Source organism: Streptomyces sp. NBC_00576, assembly GCF_036345175.1.
Taxonomy (GTDB): Bacteria; Actinomycetota; Actinomycetes; order Streptomycetales; family Streptomycetaceae; genus Streptomyces.
Map to the genome: position 1 here is coordinate 9,213,663 of NZ_CP107780.1, position 18,243 is coordinate 9,231,905.

Consider the following 18,243-nt stretch of genomic DNA (forward strand, 5'->3'; position numbering starts at 1 on the left):
TACGCGGAGCGACGGAGGCGGGCACCGGAGGAATCCGGTGCCCGCCTCTCGCGTTTCTCCTGTAGAAGGCCGTCTCAGCGGCCTGGAGGCGATGCCGGAGCCCGGGATCGCTACCATGGGGTCTCCGGAGCCTGACCGGGGGACCCGGATCGCGCACGAGGAGTCCTCTTGGCAGACGAGGCCCAGCCCCTGACCGCCGCCGCCAAGCCCGAGCCCGTCTCGGAGCCCGCGGCGACGCCCGCGCGGACCGCGAACAACGACGCGCGCGGGCCGGTCGAGCACGCCCAGTCCGCACCCGCAGACCGGGCGGCCGAGCCCTCGCGCCCCAAGCCGGCCACGCCCGAGCCCGCTCCCACCCCGGCCCCCGCGCCCGCGGTCCGCCCGGCGGCCTCCGGCCAGCCCGCCCGCTCCGGCTCCCCCAACCGTGTACGCGCCCGGCTGGCCCGGCTCGGCGTACAGCGCTCGAACCCGTACAACCCGGTCCTTGAGCCGCTGCTGCGGGCGGTGCGCAGCAACGACCCGAAGATCGAGACGGCGACGCTCCGCCAGATCGAGAACGCCTACCAGGTCGCCGAGCGCTGGCACCGCGGCCAGAAGCGCAAGAGCGGCGACCCGTACATCACCCACCCGCTCGCCGTCACCACCATCCTCGCCGAACTGGGCATGGACCCGGCGACCCTGATGGCGGGCCTGCTGCACGACACGGTCGAGGACACCGAGTACGGCCTCGACCAGCTCCGCCGCGACTTCGGCGACTCCGTCGCGCTCCTCGTGGACGGCGTCACCAAGCTGGACAAGGTCAAGTTCGGCGAGGCCGCCCAGGCCGAGACCGTGCGCAAGATGGTCATCGCCATGGCCAAGGACCCGCGTGTCCTGGTCATCAAGCTCGCCGACCGTCTGCACAACATGCGCACCATGCGCTACCTCAAGCGCGAGAAGCAGGAGAAGAAGGCGCGCGAGACGCTGGAGATCTACGCGCCGCTGGCCCATCGGCTGGGCATGAACACCATCAAGTGGGAGCTGGAGGACCTCGCCTTCGCGATCCTCTACCCCAAGATGTACGACGAGATCGTCCGGCTGGTGGCCGAGAGGGCACCGAAGCGTGACGAGTACCTGGCCATAGTGACGGACGAGGTGCAGAGCGATCTGCGCGCGGCCCGCATCAAGGCCACCGTCACCGGCCGTCCGAAGCACTACTACAGCGTCTACCAGAAGATGATCGTCCGAGGCCGTGACTTCGCGGAGATCTACGACCTCGTGGGTATTCGTGTACTTGTCGACACGGTCCGCGACTGCTACGCCGCCCTCGGCACCGTGCACGCGCGCTGGAACCCGGTCCCCGGCCGGTTCAAGGACTACATCGCGATGCCCAAGTTCAACATGTACCAGTCGCTGCACACGACGGTCATCGGGCCCAACGGCAAGCCCGTCGAACTCCAGATCCGTACGTTCGACATGCACCGCCGCGCCGAGTACGGCATCGCCGCGCACTGGAAGTACAAGCAGGAGGCCGTCGCCGGCGCCTCCAAGGTGCGCTCGGACCAGCCGAGGACCACCGGCAAGGACGATCACCTCAACGACATGGCCTGGCTGCGGCAGCTCCTTGACTGGCAGAAGGAGACCGAGGACCCCAGCGAGTTCCTGGAGTCCCTGCGCTTCGACCTGTCCCGCAACGAGGTCTTCGTCTTCACGCCCAAGGGCGATGTGATAGCGCTGCCGGCGGGCGCGACCCCGGTCGACTTCTCGTACGCCGTGCACACCGAGGTCGGCCACCGGACCATAGGGGCCCGGGTCAACGGCCGCCTCGTACCGCTCGAATCCACTCTGGACAACGGCGACCTGGTGGAGGTCTTCACCTCCAAGGCGGCCGGAGCGGGGCCCTCCCGCGACTGGCTCGGCTTCGTCAAGTCGCCGCGCGCCCGCAACAAGATCCGCGCCTGGTTCTCCAAGGAGCGGCGCGACGAGGCGATCGAACAGGGCAAGGACGCCATCGCGCGCGCGATGCGCAAACAGAACCTGCCGATCCAGCGCATCCTCACCGGCGACTCCCTCGTCACCCTCGCTCACGAGATGCGCTATCCGGACATCTCGTCCCTGTACGCGGCGATCGGCGAGGGTCATGTGGCCGCGCAGAACGTCGTACAGAAGCTCGTGCAGGCGCTCGGCGGCGAGGAGGCGGCCACCGAGGAGATCGACGAGTCCGTTCCGCCCGCCCGCAGCCGCAAGCGGCGCAGCAACAACGACCCGGGTGTGGTGGTCAAGGGCGTTGACGACGTCTGGGTGAAGCTCGCCCGCTGCTGTACGCCCGTACCCGGCGACCCCATCATCGGATTCGTCACGCGCGGTAGCGGTGTATCGGTTCACCGCAACGACTGCGTGAACATCGAGTCACTGAACCGGGAGCCGGAGCGCATCCTCGAGGTCGAGTGGGCGCCCACCCAGTCCTCGGTCTTCCTGGTCGCCATCCAGGTCGAGGCACTGGACCGTTCCCGTCTCCTCTCGGACGTCACCCGCGTCCTGTCCGACCAGCACGTCAACATCCTGTCGGCGGCCGTCCAGACATCGAGGGACCGGGTGGCCACCTCCCGCTTCACCTTCGAGATGGGCGACCCCAAGCACCTGGGACACGTCCTGAAGGCCGTCAGAGGCGTCGAGGGCGTGTACGACGTGTACCGGGTGACCTCGGCCCGCAGGCCGTAACCTGGCAGGCCATCCAACGCATTGGGGCTCCCGTACGAGATGTACGGGAGCCCCAATGCGTAGCAGCGTGCGGAAGAAACCGGCGAAAACCTAGCCGCCGAACTCCTGCAGGCCCTTGAGTGCCTGGTCCAGCAGCGCCTGGCGGCCGTCCAGCTCCTTCTGGAGCTTGTCGGCCCTGGCGTTGTTGCCCTGTGTTCTGGCTGTCTCGATCTGGCCGGCGAGCTTGTCCACGGCAGCCTGGAGCTGACCGGTCAGACCCTCGGCACGCGCGCGTGCCTCCGGGTTCGTCCGGCGCCACTCGGTCTCCTCGGACTCCTGAAGAGCCCGCTCGACCGTGTGCATCCGGCCCTCGACCTTCGGACGCGCGTCGCGCGGCACATGGCCGATGGCCTCCCAGCGCTCGTTGATCGAACGGAAGGCGGCCCGCGCCGCCTTCAGGTCCGTGATCGGCAGGAGCTTCTCGGCCTCCCCGGCCAGCTCCTCCTTGAGCTTGAGGTTCTCGGTCTGCTCCGCGTCCCGCTCGGCGAAGACCGAGCTGCGCGCCGCGAAGAACACGTCCTGGGCGCCGCGGAAGCGGTTCCACAGGTCGTCCTCGTGCTCGCGCTGCGCACGGCCGGCGGCCTTCCAGTCCGTCATCAGCTCGCGGTAACGCGCCGCCGTCGGACCCCAGTCAGTCGACGCCGACAGTGCCTCGGCCTCCGCGACGAGCTTCTCCTTGGCCTTGCGGGCGTCCTCGCGCTGCGCGTCCAGGGACGCGAAGTGCGCCTTGCGGCGCTTGGAGAACGCCGAGCGGGCGTGCGAGAAGCGGTGCCACAGCTCGTCGTCCGACTTCCGGTCGAGCCGAGGCAGCCCCTTCCAGGTGTCCACCAGCGCACGCAGCCGCTCACCGGCGGACCGCCACTGGTCGGACTGCGCCAGCTCCTCCGCCTCGACGACCAGCGCCTCCTTGGCGTGCCGCGCCTCGTCGGACTGCTTGGCCCGCTGCTGCTTCCGCTCCTCGCGACGGGCCTCGACGGTCTCGACGAGGTGGTCAAGCCGGACCTTCAGCGCGGCCAGATCGCCCACCGCGTGGTGGGCGTCCACCTGCTCGCGGATGTGGTCGATCGCCACCTGAGCGTCCTTCGAGGACAGGTCGGTGGTCTTGACTCGCTTTTCGAGGAGGCCGATCTCGACAACCAGGCCCTCGTACTTGCGCTCGAAGTAGGCCAACGCCTCCTCGGGGGAGCCGGCCTGCCAGGAACCGACGACCTGCTCACCGTCGGCAGTACGCACGTACACGGTCCCCGTCTCGTCGACGCGGCCCCACGGGTCGCTGCTCACAGCGCCTCCTCCACATGATGCCTGCGGAGGGCTCTGCACCCCCGGGCATCGTCCACAGTTTCGTCACGGCCAACATAGGCGACCGGCAGGGATGCTGTCCGCATCCCGCGCGACCGAAGTTTCGCAGTTGACGGTCAGGATTTCGTTACGGTCGCCTTGTTGATCACAACGGTCGCATTCGGTGCGCCGTCGCCCTGTCCGGTGGACTCACCGGCCGCGGCGATCTTCTTCAGGACCTTCATGCCCGACGCGGAAATCGTGCCGAACGGTGTGTAGCTGGGCGGAAGCGAGCTGTCCTGGTAGACCAGGAAGAACTGGCTGCCGCCGGTGTGCGCCTGGCCCGTGTTGGCCATGGCGATCGTGCCCGCCGGATAGGTGTTGTTCTTGAGGGTTTTGTCCTTCAGGTTCTCGTCCGGGAGGGTGTAGCCGGGGCCGCCCATCCCGGTGCCCTTCGGGTCACCGCACTGCAGCACGTAGATGCCGTTCGTGGTGAGCCGGTGGCACTTGGTGTGATCGAGGTAGCCCTCGCTCGCCAGGAAGTTGAACGAGTTCACCGTGTGCGGGGCCGCTGACGTCTTCAGGGCGATGTCGATGTCGCCGCAGGTCGTCGCGAGTTTCAGGTCGTACTTCGCCGACTTGTCGATGGTCATCGCCGGCTCCTTCTTCCAGCTCAGCGACTTCACCTTCCCCTCGGCCGCCTTCTCGCAGGGGTCCGGTGCCTTGCTCGGCGGCGAGGCGCTCGGGGTGACCTCGGCGCTCGCGTTCGACTTGCTGTCGTCGTTCTTGAAGACCCCGGTCGCGTATGACAACACGCTGCCCACGACGATCACGCCGAGGACCGACGCGATCACCGAGTTGCGCACGTTCGCCTTGCGTCGAGCGGCCGTACGCCGCTGCTGCTGCCGCAAGAACTTCTCCCGGGCGAGCTGACGCCGCCGCTGTTCCTGGGTGACCACCGGGTTCTCTCCTCATGCGTCTCGTACGTCAACTGGGACGCGTGCGTCTTGTGTGCCGATCGCCTGCGTGTGCCCCGTACCGTATATGGGTTCGCTGAGGAAACGGCAGCGCCGGTAGGCTCTGCGGCACTGCTACCCACCCCGTACGACCACGTACGCCACAAATCGAAGGACGATCGTGCTCATTGCCGGGTTCCCGGCCGGCGCCTGGGGGACGAACTGTTATCTGGTCGCCCCCGCCGCCGGCGAGGAGTGCGTGATCATCGACCCGGGCCATCAGGCCGCCGAGGGAGTCGAGGAGACGCTGAAGAAGCATCGGCTCAAGCCCGTCGCGGTCGTCCTCACCCACGGCCACCTCGACCATGTGGCCTCCGTCGTCCCGGTGTGCGGCGCGCACGGCGTCCCGGCGTGGATCCACCCCGACGACCGCTACATGATGAGCGACCCGGAGAAGGCGCTCGGCCGTTCCATCGGGATGCCGCTGCTGGGCGAGCTGACCATCGGGGAACCGGACGACGTCAAGGAGCTCACGGACGGCGCGCGGCTGGAACTGGCGGGACTGGAGCTGAGCGTGGCGCACGCGCCGGGCCATACCAAGGGGTCGGTGACGTTCAGGATGCCTCAGACCACGGATATCCCGTCCGTGTTCTTCTCGGGCGACCTGCTCTTCGCCGGCTCCATCGGACGCACCGACCTGCCCGGCGGTGACATGGCCGAGATGCTCGACTCGCTGGCCCGCGTGTGCCTGCCGCTCGACGACTCGACCGTGGTGCTGTCCGGCCACGGCGCCCAGACGACCATCGGCCAGGAGCGCGCCACCAACCCGTATCTGCGGCAGGTGGCGGCCGGCCTTCAAGATCGTGGCGAGGGACCGAACCCCCCTCACCGACGAGGAATGTGACGAGAGACCTCCCGTGAGCACCTTCAAGGCCCCCAAGGGCACGTACGACCTGATCCCGCCGGAGAGCGCGAAGTACCTGGCGGTACGGGAAGCCATCGCGGCCCCGCTGCGCAACTCCGGCTACGGCTACATCGAGACGCCGGGCTTCGAGAACGTCGAGCTGTTCGCCAGGGGCGTCGGTGAATCGACCGACATCGTGACGAAGGAGATGTACGCCTTCGAGACCAAGGGCGGCGACAGACTGGCCCTGCGCCCCGAGGGCACGGCGTCGGTCCTGCGCGCGGCGCTGGAGGCCAACCTTCACAAGCTGGGCAACCTCCCGGTCAAGCTCTGGTACTCGGGCTCGTACTACCGCTACGAGCGCCCCCAGAAGGGCCGTTACCGCCACTTCTCGCAGGTGGGCGCGGAGGCGATCGGCGCGGAGGACCCGGCGCTGGACGCCGAGCTGATCATCCTGGCGGACCAGGCGTACCGGACGCTGGGCCTGCGGAACTTCCGCATCCTGCTGAACTCGCTGGGCGACAAGGAGTGCCGTCCGGTCTACCGGACGGCACTGCAGGACTTCCTCCGGGGTCTCGACCTGGACGAGGAGACGCTGCGCCGGGCCGACATCAACCCGCTGCGGGTGCTGGACGACAAGCGGGACGACGTCCAGAAGCAGCTGGTGGGGGCGCCGCTGCTGCGTGACTACCTCTGCGACGCGTGCAAGGCGTACCACGAGGAGGTCCGCGAGCTGATCACTGCGGCGGGCGTCGCCTTCGAGGACGACCCGAAGCTGGTCCGCGGCCTCGACTACTACACCCGTACGACCTTCGAGTTCGTTCACGACGGCCTGGGTTCCCAGTCCGCGGTGGGCGGCGGTGGGCGCTACGACGGCCTGTCCGAGATGCTCGGCGGCCCCGCACTGCCGTCGGTGGGCTGGGCGCTGGGCGTCGACCGGACGGTGCTGGCGCTTGAGGCGGAGGGCGTCGAGCTCGAACTCCCGTCCGCGACAAGTGTGTTCGCGGTGCCGTTGGGGGAGGAGGCTCGGCGGGTGCTGTTCGCGAAGGTCACGGAGCTGCGCAAGGCAGGGGTCGCGGCGGACTTCTCGTACGGGGCGAAAGGGCTCAAGGGGGCGATGAAGAACGCGAACCGGAGTGGGGCCCGTTACACGATCGTCGCCGGTGAGCGGGACCTCGCGGAGGGTGTGGTCCAGTTGAAGGACATGGAGTCCGGGGAGCAGACGGCGATCGGCGTGGACGAGATCGTGGCGGAACTGGAGTCGAGGCTGGCCTGAGGCCTGAGGTGTCGGGGGGTTCTTTCGCCCCCGCCGCCCCTACCCGTCCCATCCCGTTCTGGGGGCTGCCGCCCCCAGACCCCCGCTTCGGCCCTGAAGGGGCCTCGTCCTCAAACGCCGGACGGGCTGAAGGATGGGACGGTGCCTCAGTCCAGCAAGCCGTATCGCATCGCGCTCGTCACCGCTGCCGTGCGGTCGTCCACGCCCAGCTTGCCGAACACCCGCAGCAGATGCGTCTTCACCGTCGACTCGCCGATGAACAACCGCCGTCCGATCTCGGCGTTCGTGCACCCCTCCGCCACCAGCCGCAGTACCGCCGTCTCCCGTTCCGACAGTCGAGGCCGATCCGGTCGCGTCCGGAGCTGGTCCACCAGCCGGGCCGCCACCGACGGCGCCAGTACCGTCTCGCCGCGCGCCGCCGCCCGTACCGCGTCCGCCAGTTCGCCACGCGGCAGGTCCTTCAGCAGGTAGCCCGCCGCTCCCGCCTCCACGGCCCGCAGGATGTCACGGTCCGTCTCGTACGTCGTGAGGACGACCACGCGGCACGGCAGCCCGGCCTCGCTCATCCGCACGATCGAGTCCACGCCTCCACCGCCCGGCATCCGCAGATCCATCAGCACGATGTCCGGCCGCAGCTCCGCCGCCAGCGCCTCCGCCTGCGGTCCGCTCGACGCGTCGGCGACCACATCGAGGTCCGGTTCGGCGCTGAGCATCGCGCGCAGCCCTTCCCGTACGACGGGATGGTCGTCGGCCAGGATGATGCGGATCACGGGTCGCTCCTCAGCAGAAGGGGAAGTGCGGGGAGCAGGACCGTCACCGTCGTGCCCTCGCCCGGTGCGCTGCGGACGCGTACCGTTCCGCCCGCCTCTGTCGCCCGGGCGCTCAGCCCCGCCAGACCGTAGCCGGACCGTACGGCGTCCATGTCGAAGCCGGAGCCCTCGTCCCGTACGGAGAGCGCGATCCGCCCCTCCTCGTACGTCAGCTCGATGGCGACCGTCGCTCCGCTGCCCGCGTGCTTCCGCGCGTTCGCCAGGGCCTCCTGACAGGCGCGCAGGGCCACCACTTCCGGGCCGGGCGGCAGTGGGCGTGCCGAGCCTGTCACGGTCAGTGCCGCCTCGTTGCGGGCGGCCAGGCGACGCAGGGCGTCCGGGAGGGAGGCGCCCTCCAGGTCGGCGGGGGCGCCGCCGGCGACCAGGGCACGTGCCTCGGCGAGGTTCTGGCGTGCCGTTTCGGTCATCAGGGACAGATGGCGGCGGGCCTGCGGGAGGTCGTGGTCGAGTTCCGCCTCCACCGCCTGGGTCAGCATCAGCAGGCTGGTGAAGCCCTGGGCGAGGGTGTCGTGGATCTCCCTGGCCATGCGTTCCCGCTCGGTCAGGGCTCCGTGTGCCGTGGAGAGGCGGGAGAGTTCAAGGCGGCTCGTGTCCAACTCGGCTATCAGTTCCGCCCGTTCCTGGCTCTGTTCCATCACCTTGATCACCCAACTGCCGAGCGCCACCGAGAAGACCAACGTCACCAGCGCGAACACCACGTTGAAGAACACGTCGTGGTCGCTGGGCCACCACAGCAGCGCCCAGCCCACCACCGGGGCGATGTTGATGACGGTCACGGCCGTCAGCGCCCAGCGCAACCGAAGGGTCATGAAGCACTGCGGGATCAGCGCGAAGGTCATCAGGCGCGTCTCGCCGACCAGGATCGCCGAGGGGAGGAACAGGGCCAGGGCCGTCAACAGGTAGCGCAGCGACCGTTGTTCGTGCGGAGGATCGTCCTGGAGCAGCACGCGGCCCCGTCCCACGTACATCGGGATCAGGGGGAGCAGCAGCGCGGCAGCCGTCAGGCGTACCGGCCACCCCGGGTGGTTCGTGCCGAGCACGAACACCAGGGTGGCCAGCCACACGACGGCGAAGTACGTGTCCCAGAGGCGGAACGACTGCTCCCAGTTGTTCGCGCCGCGCGCCGTGGAACTTTTCACCCGTCGCGCCGGCTCTTCCAGCGGAAGGTCAGCAGACACAGCAGCAATCCTCCGACGCACCACGCCCCGAGAACCAGAGCCACGCGTCCGAACTCCCAACTCCCTGTCTGTTCGAGGATGCGCGCCGAGTCGGGGAGAAACACCCCGCGCAGACCCTGGCACATCCACTTCAGCGGGAACAGGGCGCCGATGTTCAGCATCCAGTCGGGAATCGTGTCGATCGCGATGTACACCCCAGAGATGAACTGCAGTACCAGGAAAGGGAGTACGACCACCGAGGTCGCGCTCTTGCCCGACTTCGGCACGGAACTGATCGCGATGCCGAGCAGCGCGCACGCCGTCAGACCGAGGACGAAGATCCAGGCGAACTCCGCCCACCTGGCGGGATCCGACGGCAGATCGACGTCGTACAGGGTCGTGCCGACCAGGAGCAGGATCACCGTCTCCAGGAAGCCGGTGACCAGTACCAGCCAGATCTTGCCGAGGAAGTACGCGGCCGGCGGCATCGGCGTACCGCGCAGGCGGCGCAGCACCCGTTCGTCGCGTTCGATGGCGATCGAGATGCCCAGCGACTGGAAACTCGTCGACATGATGCCGGCGGCCATCATCGCCGGGACATACAGCTGCGAGGCGGTGATGCCCGCCGAGTCGATGTCGTCGCTGAAGATCGACGCGAAGAGGAACAGGAAGACGACCGGGAAGGCGAACGTGAACACCACCTGGTCGCGCATCCGGAAGAACTGCCTGATCTCCATCGCACCCCGGGCAAGACCGAGGCTCCAGGCCGAGGGGAACCGGACGTCCGCCGTCTCGGCGTGGACGCGTGCGGCCGTCGTCGTCATCGCGTGTCCTCCTGTCCGGTCAGCCGGAGGTAGACGTCCTCCAGGGTCGGGCGGCTCACCCGCAGGCCGGGGATCTCCCCCTCGAAGCGGTGAGTGAGGTCCGTGACCGTGCGGGTCGGTGTCTTCGTGCGGGTGACGCGCGGGGTGCCGTCGGTTTCCGTCCACTCGACCGTCGCCTCCGTGCCGTGGCGCTCCCGCAATGCGGCAGGCTCGCCCTCGGCGACCACCCGTCCCGCCGAGACGATCGCCAGTCGGTCCGCCAGCGTCTCCGCCTCCTCCAGGTAGTGCGTCGTCAGGAGGATCGTCGTGCCCTCGTCCGCGAGCGTCCGGATCAGGTCCCAGAACTGGCGGCGGGCCGCCGGGTCGAAACCCGTCGTCGGCTCGTCAAGGAGCAGCAGTTCCGGGCCGCCGATCACACCCAGGGCCACGTCGAGACGGCGCCGCTGGCCGCCCGACAGATCCCTGATCCGGCTGCCCGCCTTCTGCTCCAGACCGACCAGTCCGATCACCTGCTCCGGGTCCCGCGGCCTCGGGTAGTAGCGGGCGAAATGACGTACGGTTTCGCGCACCGTCAACTCGGCGGGTGCCGATTCGTCCTGCCAGACGATTCCGACACGTGAGCGCCACGCACGCGTGCCCTTCGCCGGATCCGCGCCGAGCACGGACACCTCGCCCCCGTCCCGGCTCCGGTTGCCCTGGAGGATCTCCACGGTGGTGCTCTTGCCCGCGCCATTGGGCCCCAGCAGGCCGAACACCTCGCCCCGGTGGATGCCGAGATCGATGCCGTCCACGGCGGTCACGCCCCCGTACCGCTTTCGCAGTCCCCGTACGTCCACCGCGAGTTCCTTCGCGTGTGTTGTCATGCCGTCGAGCTTCGTCCCGAACCGAACTCTCCGGGACGACCGGGCGTACCTTCTTATGTCCACCGAACGGTGGACACGCGCCCGCGTGCGGCACAATGACGGTGCCCGCCAGCCCCCTCTCGAAGCAACGGAACGGCGTGATGACCAAGACGACAGTGATGAAGGACGGCGTCTCCGCCGACCGGCCCGAGCCCCCCGCCGAGGGCTCGCGCTCCGTGGGCGGCAGCCGTGCGTTCGCCGTGATGCTGTTGCTCACCGGCGCGGCCGGCCTGCTGGCTGCGTGGGTCATCACGATCGACAAGTTCAAGCTGCTGGAAGCCAAGGTCGCGGGCACGACGTTCACGCCCGGCTGCAGCCTCAACCCCGTGGTGTCCTGCGGCAGCGTGATGGAGAGCAAGCAGGCCGCCGCCTTCGGGTTCCCGAACCCGATGCTCGGCCTCGTCGCCTACGGCATCGTCATCTGCGTCGGCATGAGCCTCCTCGGCCGGGCCCGCTTCCCGCGCTGGTACTGGCTCACCTTCAACGCGGGCACCGCCTTCGGCGTCGGATTCTGCACCTGGCTGCAATTCCAGTCCCTGTACCGGATCAACGCGCTGTGCCTGTGGTGCTCGCTGGCCTGGGTCGCGACGATCATCATGTTCTGGTACGTGACCTCGTTCAATGTCAGGAACGGCTTCATTCCCGCGCCGAAGTGGCTCAGGACCTTCTTCGGTGAGTTCACCTGGGTCGTGCCCGTCCTGCACATCGGCATCATCGGGATGCTGATCCTGACCCGCTGGTGGGACTTCTGGACCAGCTGACAGCGCCGGGCTGACAGCGCCGGTCCCACTGTCAGTGGCGTGACATAGGGTTTTCGACGTGGAGCCCGACCTGTTCACCGCCGCAGCAGAAGCACGCCAGGAGAAGGACCCGTCCGGAAGCCCCCTGGCCGTGCGAATGCGCCCGCGCGTCCTCGACGAGGTCGTGGGCCAGCAGCATCTGCTGAAGCCGGGGTCGCCGCTGCGCCGACTCGTCGGCGAGAGCGAGGGCGGACCGGCCGGACCCTCGTCCGTGATCCTCTGGGGGCCGCCCGGCACCGGCAAGACCACCCTGGCGTACGTCGTGTCGAAGGCCACCGACAAGCGTTTCGTCGAACTGTCGGCGATCACCGCGGGCGTCAAGGAGGTCCGCGCGGTCATCGACGGAGCCCGCCGCGCAACCGGCGGCTTCGGCAAGGAGACCGTCCTCTTCCTCGACGAGATCCACCGCTTCAGCAAGGCCCAGCAGGACTCCCTGCTCCCCGCCGTCGAGAACCGCTGGGTGACCCTGATCGCGGCGACCACGGAGAACCCGTACTTCTCCATCATCTCGCCCCTCCTCTCCCGCTCCCTCCTCCTCACCCTCGAACCCCTCACGGACGACGACCTGCGCGCCCTGCTGCGCCGCGCGGTCGCCGACGAGCGTGGTCTCAAGAGCGCCGTCACCCTCCCCGAGGACGCCGAGAAACACCTGCTGCGGATCGCCGGCGGAGACGCCCGACGGGCCCTGACCGCCTTGGAGGCCGCCGCCGGAGCCGCGCTCGACAAGGGCGACGCGGACATCACCCTCCAGACTTTGGAGGAGACCGTCGACCGGGCGGCCGTGAAGTACGACCGTGACGGCGACCAGCACTACGACGTGGCCAGCGCGCTCATCAAGTCCATCCGGGGCTCCGACGTCGACGCCGCCCTGCACTACCTGGCCCGCATGATCGAGGCCGGCGAGGACCCCCGCTTCATCGCCCGCCGCCTGATGATCTCCGCGAGCGAGGACATCGGCCTCGCCGATCCGAACGCCCTGCCGATAGCCGTCGCCGCCGCGCAGGCAGTCGCCATGATCGGCTTCCCGGAGGCCGCCCTCACCCTCAGCCACGCCACCATCGCCCTCGCCCTGGCCCCCAAGTCCAACGCCGCGACCACGGCCATCGGCGCCGCCATGGAGGATGTACGCAAAGGCCACGCGGGACCCGTGCCGATGCACCTGCGCGACGGGCACTACAAGGGCGCCGCCAAGCTCGGCCACGCGCAGGGGTACGTGTACCCGCACGACCTGCCGGAGGGGATCGCCGAGCAGCAGTACGCCCCGGAGGAGCTCAAGGACCGTGCGTACTACGAACCGACCCGGCACGGAGCCGAGGCCAGGTACGCGGACGCGGTCGAGTGGACCAGGAAACACCTCGGTCGCAAGCGGTCCTGAGCACGCTGTAGAATCCTGCGAAGTGCTGCGTCCCGTGTCCGGCCTCGGCCGGCGCCTCAGGCGGGACATCCAGCCGGATCTTTGGATCCAGGAGCGTCGCGCACCTTCGTAGGTGTCGCGGGCAGCCCACCACCACCCGGGTTCCGGGAACGGTCGGTGGGCCGTTCGTGTGCTGCACGTATGTGCCCAGCACAGGGGAACGGCTGCCTGACAAGTCCCTCGTGGACCTGTCGGGAATCCCCGGCTGCGGATGCGACCTCCCGTAACCCTGAGGAGCCGAAAACGAAAACGAACAGGATAGATAAGTGGCTAACCAGCCCCGCCCCAAGGTCAAGAAGTCGCGTGCCCTCGGCATCGCGCTGACCCCGAAGGCCGTCAAGTACTTCGAGGCCCGCCCCTACCCGCCGGGCGAGCACGGTCGTGGCCGCAAGCAGAACTCGGACTACAAGGTCCGTCTGCTGGAGAAGCAGCGTCTGCGCGCGCAGTACGACGTGTCCGAGCGTCAGCTCGTCCGCGCCTACGAGCGTGCCGCCAAGACGCAGGGCAAGACCGGTGAGGCCCTGGTCATCGAGCTGGAGCGTCGCCTTGACGCGCTGGTCCTTCGTTCGGGCATCGCCCGCACGATCTACCAGGCCCGCCAGATGGTCGTCCACGGCCACATCGAGGTCAACGGCCAGAAGGTCGACAAGCCGTCGTTCCGTGTCCGTCCCGACGACGTCGTGATGGTCCGCGAGCGCAGCCGCAGCAAGACGCTGTTCGAGGTCTCCCGCGCCGGTGGCTTCGCCCCCGACGGCGAGACCCCGCGCTACCTGCAGGTGAACCTCGGTGCCCTGGCCTTCCGCCTGGACCGCGAGCCGAACCGCAAGGAGATCCCGGTGATCTGCGACGAGCAGCTCGTCGTCGAGTACTACGCCCGCTGATCCAGCGGTTGTAGTACCCGGTACCACCGGCTTCGCGCCTCGGCCCGTCGTTTCCCCGCCCTCACCGGCGGGGGAGCGGCGGGCTTTCGCGTACAACTCCCTGTCCGCGGACCCCTTGTCCGGTGCAGGGCGCCATCTCCGGCGCGATAGGGTCGGAGGCGACTTTCGAAGTACCCAGAACCCAAGTGATCCACGAACGCAGAGAGCGGTGCGGTGTGACCGGTGGAGAGGTTGCCGGGATCCTGGTGGCCGTCTTCTGGGCGATCCTGGTCTCCTTCCTCGCCGTGGCGCTGGTGAGGCTGGCCCAGACGCTCAGGGCGACCACCAAGCTGGTCGCGGAGGTGACGGAACAGGCCGTGCCGCTGCTGGCCGACGCCTCCCAGGCCGTGCGCTCCGCACAGACACAGATCGACCGGGTCGACGCCATCGCCACCGACGTCCAGGAGGTCACCTCCAACGCGTCGGCGCTGTCCACCACCGTCGCCTCGACCTTCGGCGGCCCGCTCGTCAAGGTCGCCGCGTTCGGCTACGGCGTACGCCGGGCGATGAGCCGCACGAGGACCGACGAGGCGCCCGCGCCCGAGAGGGCCCGGCGCACCGTCATCGTCGGCCGCACCGTACCGGCCCCGAAGGGCCAAAAGCGCCGTAGGCAGAAGGGCTGAACCCCGCGATGTTCCGCCGTACGTTCTGGTTCACCGCGGGTGCCGCGGCCGGTGTGTGGGCAACCACCAAGGTCAACCGCAAGATCCGGCAGCTGACCCCCGAGCACCTGGCTGCACAGGCCGCCAACAAGGCGATCGAGGCCGGCCACCGGGTCAAGGACTTCGCCCTCGACGTGCGGGCCGGGATGGCCCAGCGCGAGGCCGAGCTGGGCGAGGCCCTCGGAATCGCCGAACCCCCGGGCCGTGGCCTGCCCCCGCAACGGCGGCTCGCCGCGCTCGACCGGGGGGCGGAAAACCAGAAGCACGATGAGAAGCACTACGGGATGCTGGACAACAAGCACCCGTACAACCGGAATGAGGACCACTGATGGAGTCGGCTGAAATTCGTCGCCGCTGGCTGAGCTTCTTCGAGGAGCGCGGGCACACCGTCGTCCCTTCGGCGTCGCTCATCGCGGACGACCCGACTCTTCTCCTGGTCAACGCCGGCATGGTGCCCTTCAAGCCGTACTTCCTCGGTGAGACGAAGCCGCCCGCCCCGCGCGCCACCAGCGTGCAGAAGTGCGTGCGCACGCCCGACATCGAAGAGGTCGGCAAGACCACCCGCCACGGCACGTTCTTCCAGATGTGCGGCAACTTCTCCTTCGGGGACTACTTCAAGGAAGGAGCCATCAAGTACGCCTGGGATCTGCTGACCAATTCCGTGGCGGACGGTGGCTACGGCCTTGAGCCCGAGAAGCTCTGGATCACCGTCTACCTCGACGACGACGAGGCCGAGCAGATCTGGCGTGAACAGATCGGCGTCCCGGCCGAGCGCATCCAGCGCCTGGGCAAGAAGGACAACTTCTGGTCCATGGGCGTCCCCGGACCGTGCGGACCCTGCTCCGAGATCAACTACGACCGCGGCCCCGAATTCGGCGTCGAGGGCGGCCCGGCCGTCAACGACGAGCGGTACGTGGAGATCTGGAACCTGGTCTTCATGCAGTACGAGCGCGGGGCCGGCGACGGCAAGGAGGACTTCCCGATCCTCGGGGACCTGCCGTCGCAGAACATCGACACCGGTCTCGGCCTCGAGCGACTCGCCATGATCCTGCAGGGCGTGCAGAACATGTACGAGACCGACACCCTGCGCGTCGTCATGGACAAGGCCACCGAGCTGACCGGTGTGCGCTACGGCGAGAAGCACGACTCCGACGTCTCCATGCGCGTCGTCGCCGACCACATCCGTACGTCCGTCATGCTCATCGGCGACGGCGTCACACCCGGCAACGAGGGGCGCGGCTACGTGCTGCGCCGCATCATGCGACGCGCCATCCGCAACATGCGCCTGATGGGTGCCTCCGGACCGGTCGTCGCCGACCTCGTCGACGTCGTCATCAAGACGATGGGCCAGCAGTACCCGGAGCTCATCACCGACCGCAAGCGCATCGAGACCGTGGCCCTCGCCGAGGAGGCCGCCTTCCTCAAGGCCCTCAAGGGCGGCACCAACATCCTTGACACCGCCGTCACGGAGACCAAGCAGGCCGGCGGCAAGGTCCTCGCCGGCGACAAGGCCTTCCTGCTCCACGACACCTGGGGCTTCCCGATCGACCTCACCCTCGAAATGGCCGCCGAACAGGGCCTTTCCGTGGACGAGGACGGCTTCCGGCGCCTGATGAAGGAGCAGCGGGACCGCGCCAAGGCCGACGCCAAGGCCAAGAAGACCGGCCACGCCGACATGGGCGCCTACCGTGAGATCGCCGACGCCGCCGGCGAGACCGAGTTCGTCGGGTACGACCGTACCGAGGGCGAGTCGACGGTCGTCGGCATCCTCGTCGACGGTGTCTCCTCGCCGGCCGCCACCGAGGGCGACGAGGTCGAGATCGTCCTCGACCGCACCCCGTTCTACGCCGAGGGCGGTGGCCAGATCGGCGACACCGGGCGGATCAGGATCGACACCGGTGCCGTGATCGAGATCCGCGACTGCCAGAAGCCGGTTCCCGGCGTGTACGTCCACAAGGGCGTCGTCCAGGTCGGCGAGGTGACCGTCGGCGCCAAGGCCCAGGCCGCCATCGACGTACGCCGCCGCAAGGCCATCGCCCGCGCCCACTCGGCCACCCACCTCACCCACCAGGCCCTGCGTGACGCCCTCGGCCCGACGGCCGCCCAGGCCGGTTCCGAGAACCAGCCGGGCCGCTTCCGCTTCGACTTCGGCTCCCCGTCCGCCGTACCGACGGCCGTCATGACCGACGTCGAGCAGCAGATCAACGAGGTGCTCGCCCGCGACCTGGACGTGCACGCCGAGATCCTCAGCCTCGACGAGGCCAAGAAGCAGGGCGCCATCGCCGAGTTCGGCGAGAAGTACGGCGAGCGCGTGCGCGTCGTGACGATCGGCGACTTCTCCAAGGAGCTGTGCGGCGGCACCCACGTCCACAACACCGCCCAGCTCGGCCTGGTCAAGCTGCTCGGCGAGTCCTCCATCGGCTCCGGCGTGCGGCGTATCGAGGCCCTGGTCGGCGTGGACGCCTACAACTTCCTGGCCCGGGAGCACACGGTCGTCGCCCAGCTCCAGGAGCTGGTCAAGGGCCGTCCGGAAGAGCTTCCGGAGAAGGTCTCCGCCATGCTCGGCAAGCTGAAGGACGCCGAGAAGGAGATCGAGAAGTTCCGCGCCGAGAAGGTCCTCCAGGCCGCCGCCGGTCTCGCCCAGGGTGCCAAGGACATCAACGGTGTCGCCCTGGTCACCGGTCAGGTGCCGGACGGCACGAGCGCCGACGACCTGCGCAGGCTGGTGCTCGACGTGCGCGGCCGCATCCAGGGCGGCCGGGCCGCCGTCGTCGCCCTCTTCACCACGGCCAACGGCAAGCCGCTGACGGTCATCGCCACCAACGAGGCCGCCCGTGAGCGCGGTCTCAAGGCGGGCGACCTGGTTCGTACGGCCGCCAAGACCCTCGGTGGCGGCGGTGGCGGCAAGCCGGACGTCGCCCAGGGCGGTGGCCAGAACCCGGCCGCCGTCGGCGAGGCCGTCGACGCCGTCGAGCGCCTTGTGGCGGAAACGGCCAAGTGAGCGGCGACGGAAACACCCTGCGCCGCGGCCGTCGACTCGCGATCGACGTCGGGGACGCCCGGATCGGGGTCGCCTCGTGCGACCCCGACGGGATCCTCGCCACTCCGGTGGAGACGGTCCCCGGCAGGGACGTTCCCGCAGCTCAGCGCAGGTTGAAGCAACTTGTCGACGAGTACGAACCCATCGAGGTCGTCGTCGGCCTCCCTCGCTCCCTCAAGGGGGGCGAGGGCCCCGCCGCCGTGAAGGTCCGCGGCTTCGCCGAGCAGCTGGCCCGCCTGATCACACCCGTCCCGGTGCGCCTGGTGGACGAGCGCATGACAACGGTGACGGCCAGTCAGGGACTGCGTGCCTCGGGTGTGAAATCGAAAAAGGGCAGATCGGTCATTGACCAGGTCGCAGCCGTGATCATCCTCCAGCAGGCCCTGGAATCCGAAAGGGTGTCAGGTAAAGCACCTGGCGAGGGCGTCGAAGTGGTCATCTGATCGCGATACGGTAACGTTCCGCGCGATTGTGGCTCTGTTCGAACAGTAGCCGCACAGTAAGAGGCGGAACGGTAGCGGCGATGTGGGGGCCGCGTGAT

General features: G+C 68.8%; 16 protein-coding genes. 10 read left to right on the forward strand and 6 right to left on the reverse strand.

Annotation, left to right across the window (positions count from 1 at the left end):
• The first annotated feature begins 168 nt into the window (after positions 1–168).
• Positions 169–2,700, forward strand: a complete 2,532-nt coding sequence (locus OG734_RS40235; protein ID WP_330292334.1) for a RelA/SpoT family protein — start codon at positions 169–171, stop codon at positions 2,698–2,700.
• 90 nt (positions 2,701–2,790) lie between these two features.
• On the opposite strand, the gene OG734_RS40240 is transcribed toward OG734_RS40235, so the two are convergent.
• Entirely contained in the window at positions 2,791–4,020 is a 1,230-nt protein-coding gene (locus OG734_RS40240) for a DUF349 domain-containing protein (protein WP_330292335.1), read from the reverse strand.
• Positions 4,021–4,154: 134 nt separating this feature from the next.
• Positions 4,155–4,976 carry a peptidylprolyl isomerase gene (locus OG734_RS40245; RefSeq protein ID WP_330292336.1) on the reverse strand — a complete coding sequence of 274 codons (822 nt, stop codon included), beginning with the start codon at positions 4,974–4,976 and terminating at the stop codon, positions 4,155–4,157.
• A gap of 178 nt (positions 4,977–5,154) precedes the next feature.
• On the opposite strand from OG734_RS40245, the gene OG734_RS40250 reads away from it, so the two are divergent.
• Together OG734_RS40250 and hisS are read left to right on the forward strand one after the other, a co-directional pair.
• Positions 5,155–5,877, forward strand: a complete 723-nt coding sequence (locus tag OG734_RS40250; protein ID WP_330292337.1) for an MBL fold metallo-hydrolase — start codon at positions 5,155–5,157, stop codon at positions 5,875–5,877.
• 13 nt (positions 5,878–5,890) lie between these two features.
• Entirely contained in the window at positions 5,891–7,153 is a 1,263-nt protein-coding gene (gene hisS, locus OG734_RS40255) for a histidine--tRNA ligase (protein ID WP_330292338.1), read from the forward strand.
• Between the two features lie 146 nt (positions 7,154–7,299).
• Here the strand turns inward: hisS and OG734_RS40260 are convergent, their stop codons facing one another.
• Genes OG734_RS40260 through OG734_RS40275 form a run of 4 tightly spaced genes read right to left on the reverse strand, consistent with a single transcriptional unit; the run spans position 7,300 to position 10,827 of the window.
• Positions 7,300–7,923, reverse strand: a complete 624-nt coding sequence (locus OG734_RS40260; RefSeq protein ID WP_330292339.1) for a response regulator transcription factor — start codon at positions 7,921–7,923, stop codon at positions 7,300–7,302.
• Positions 7,920–9,122, reverse strand: coding sequence for a sensor histidine kinase (locus OG734_RS40265; protein WP_330292340.1), 1,203 nt, complete (start codon positions 9,120–9,122; stop codon positions 7,920–7,922). The genes OG734_RS40260 and OG734_RS40265 overlap by 4 nt, the downstream gene beginning before the upstream one ends.
• Complete coding sequence (locus OG734_RS40270; protein WP_330292341.1) at positions 9,119–9,964, reverse strand: ABC transporter permease; 846 nt, start codon at positions 9,962–9,964, stop codon at positions 9,119–9,121. Before OG734_RS40270 ends, OG734_RS40265 begins: the two co-directional genes overlap by 4 nt.
• Entirely contained in the window at positions 9,961–10,827 is an 867-nt protein-coding gene (locus tag OG734_RS40275) for an ABC transporter ATP-binding protein (RefSeq protein ID WP_330292342.1), read from the reverse strand. Before OG734_RS40275 ends, OG734_RS40270 begins: the two co-directional genes overlap by 4 nt.
• A 140-nt stretch (positions 10,828–10,967) precedes the next feature.
• On the opposite strand from OG734_RS40275, the gene OG734_RS40280 reads away from it, so the two are divergent.
• The 7 genes from OG734_RS40280 (at position 10,968) to ruvX (ending at position 18,145) form a co-directional block, all read left to right on the forward strand.
• Positions 10,968–11,627 carry a vitamin K epoxide reductase family protein gene (locus OG734_RS40280; RefSeq protein ID WP_330292343.1) on the forward strand — a complete coding sequence of 220 codons (660 nt, stop codon included), beginning with the start codon at positions 10,968–10,970 and terminating at the stop codon, positions 11,625–11,627.
• Positions 11,628–11,685: 58 nt separating this feature from the next.
• On the forward strand, positions 11,686–13,041 hold the full coding sequence (locus tag OG734_RS40285; RefSeq protein WP_330292344.1) for a replication-associated recombination protein A: 1,356 nt from the start codon (positions 11,686–11,688) through the stop codon (positions 13,039–13,041).
• A 305-nt stretch (positions 13,042–13,346) separates the two neighbouring features.
• Complete coding sequence (rpsD, locus tag OG734_RS40290; protein ID WP_318318612.1) at positions 13,347–13,961, forward strand: 30S ribosomal protein S4; 615 nt, start codon at positions 13,347–13,349, stop codon at positions 13,959–13,961.
• Positions 13,962–14,176: 215 nt separating this feature from the next.
• Positions 14,177–14,623, forward strand: a complete 447-nt coding sequence (locus OG734_RS40295) for a DUF948 domain-containing protein (RefSeq protein WP_330293960.1) — start codon at positions 14,177–14,179, stop codon at positions 14,621–14,623.
• Between the two features lie 8 nt (positions 14,624–14,631).
• Complete coding sequence (locus OG734_RS40300) at positions 14,632–14,991, forward strand: DUF6167 family protein (protein ID WP_330292345.1); 360 nt, start codon at positions 14,632–14,634, stop codon at positions 14,989–14,991.
• The gene (alaS, locus tag OG734_RS40305; RefSeq protein ID WP_330292346.1) at positions 14,991–17,663 is read left to right on the forward strand and encodes an alanine--tRNA ligase; all 2,673 of its coding nucleotides are present in this window, start codon (positions 14,991–14,993) and stop codon (positions 17,661–17,663) included. Before OG734_RS40300 ends, alaS begins: the two co-directional genes overlap by 1 nt.
• Positions 17,660–18,145, forward strand: coding sequence for a Holliday junction resolvase RuvX (ruvX, locus tag OG734_RS40310; protein ID WP_330292347.1), 486 nt, complete (start codon positions 17,660–17,662; stop codon positions 18,143–18,145). Before alaS ends, ruvX begins: the two co-directional genes overlap by 4 nt.
• Positions 18,146–18,243: the final 98 nt, after the last annotated feature.

Coding starts and splice junctions, on each gene's coding strand:
- alaS (WP_330292346.1), top strand. CDS start 14,991: ATGGAGTCGGCTGAAATTCGTCGCCGCTGGCTGAGCTTCTTCGAGGAG.
- OG734_RS40280 (WP_330292343.1), top strand. CDS start 10,968: ATGACCAAGACGACAGTGATGAAGGACGGCGTCTCCGCCGACCGGCCC.
- OG734_RS40275 (WP_330292342.1), bottom strand. CDS start 10,827: ATGACAACACACGCGAAGGAACTCGCGGTGGACGTACGGGGACTGCGA.
- OG734_RS40300 (WP_330292345.1), top strand. CDS start 14,632: ATGTTCCGCCGTACGTTCTGGTTCACCGCGGGTGCCGCGGCCGGTGTG.
- OG734_RS40270 (WP_330292341.1), bottom strand. CDS start 9,964: ATGACGACGACGGCCGCACGCGTCCACGCCGAGACGGCGGACGTCCGG.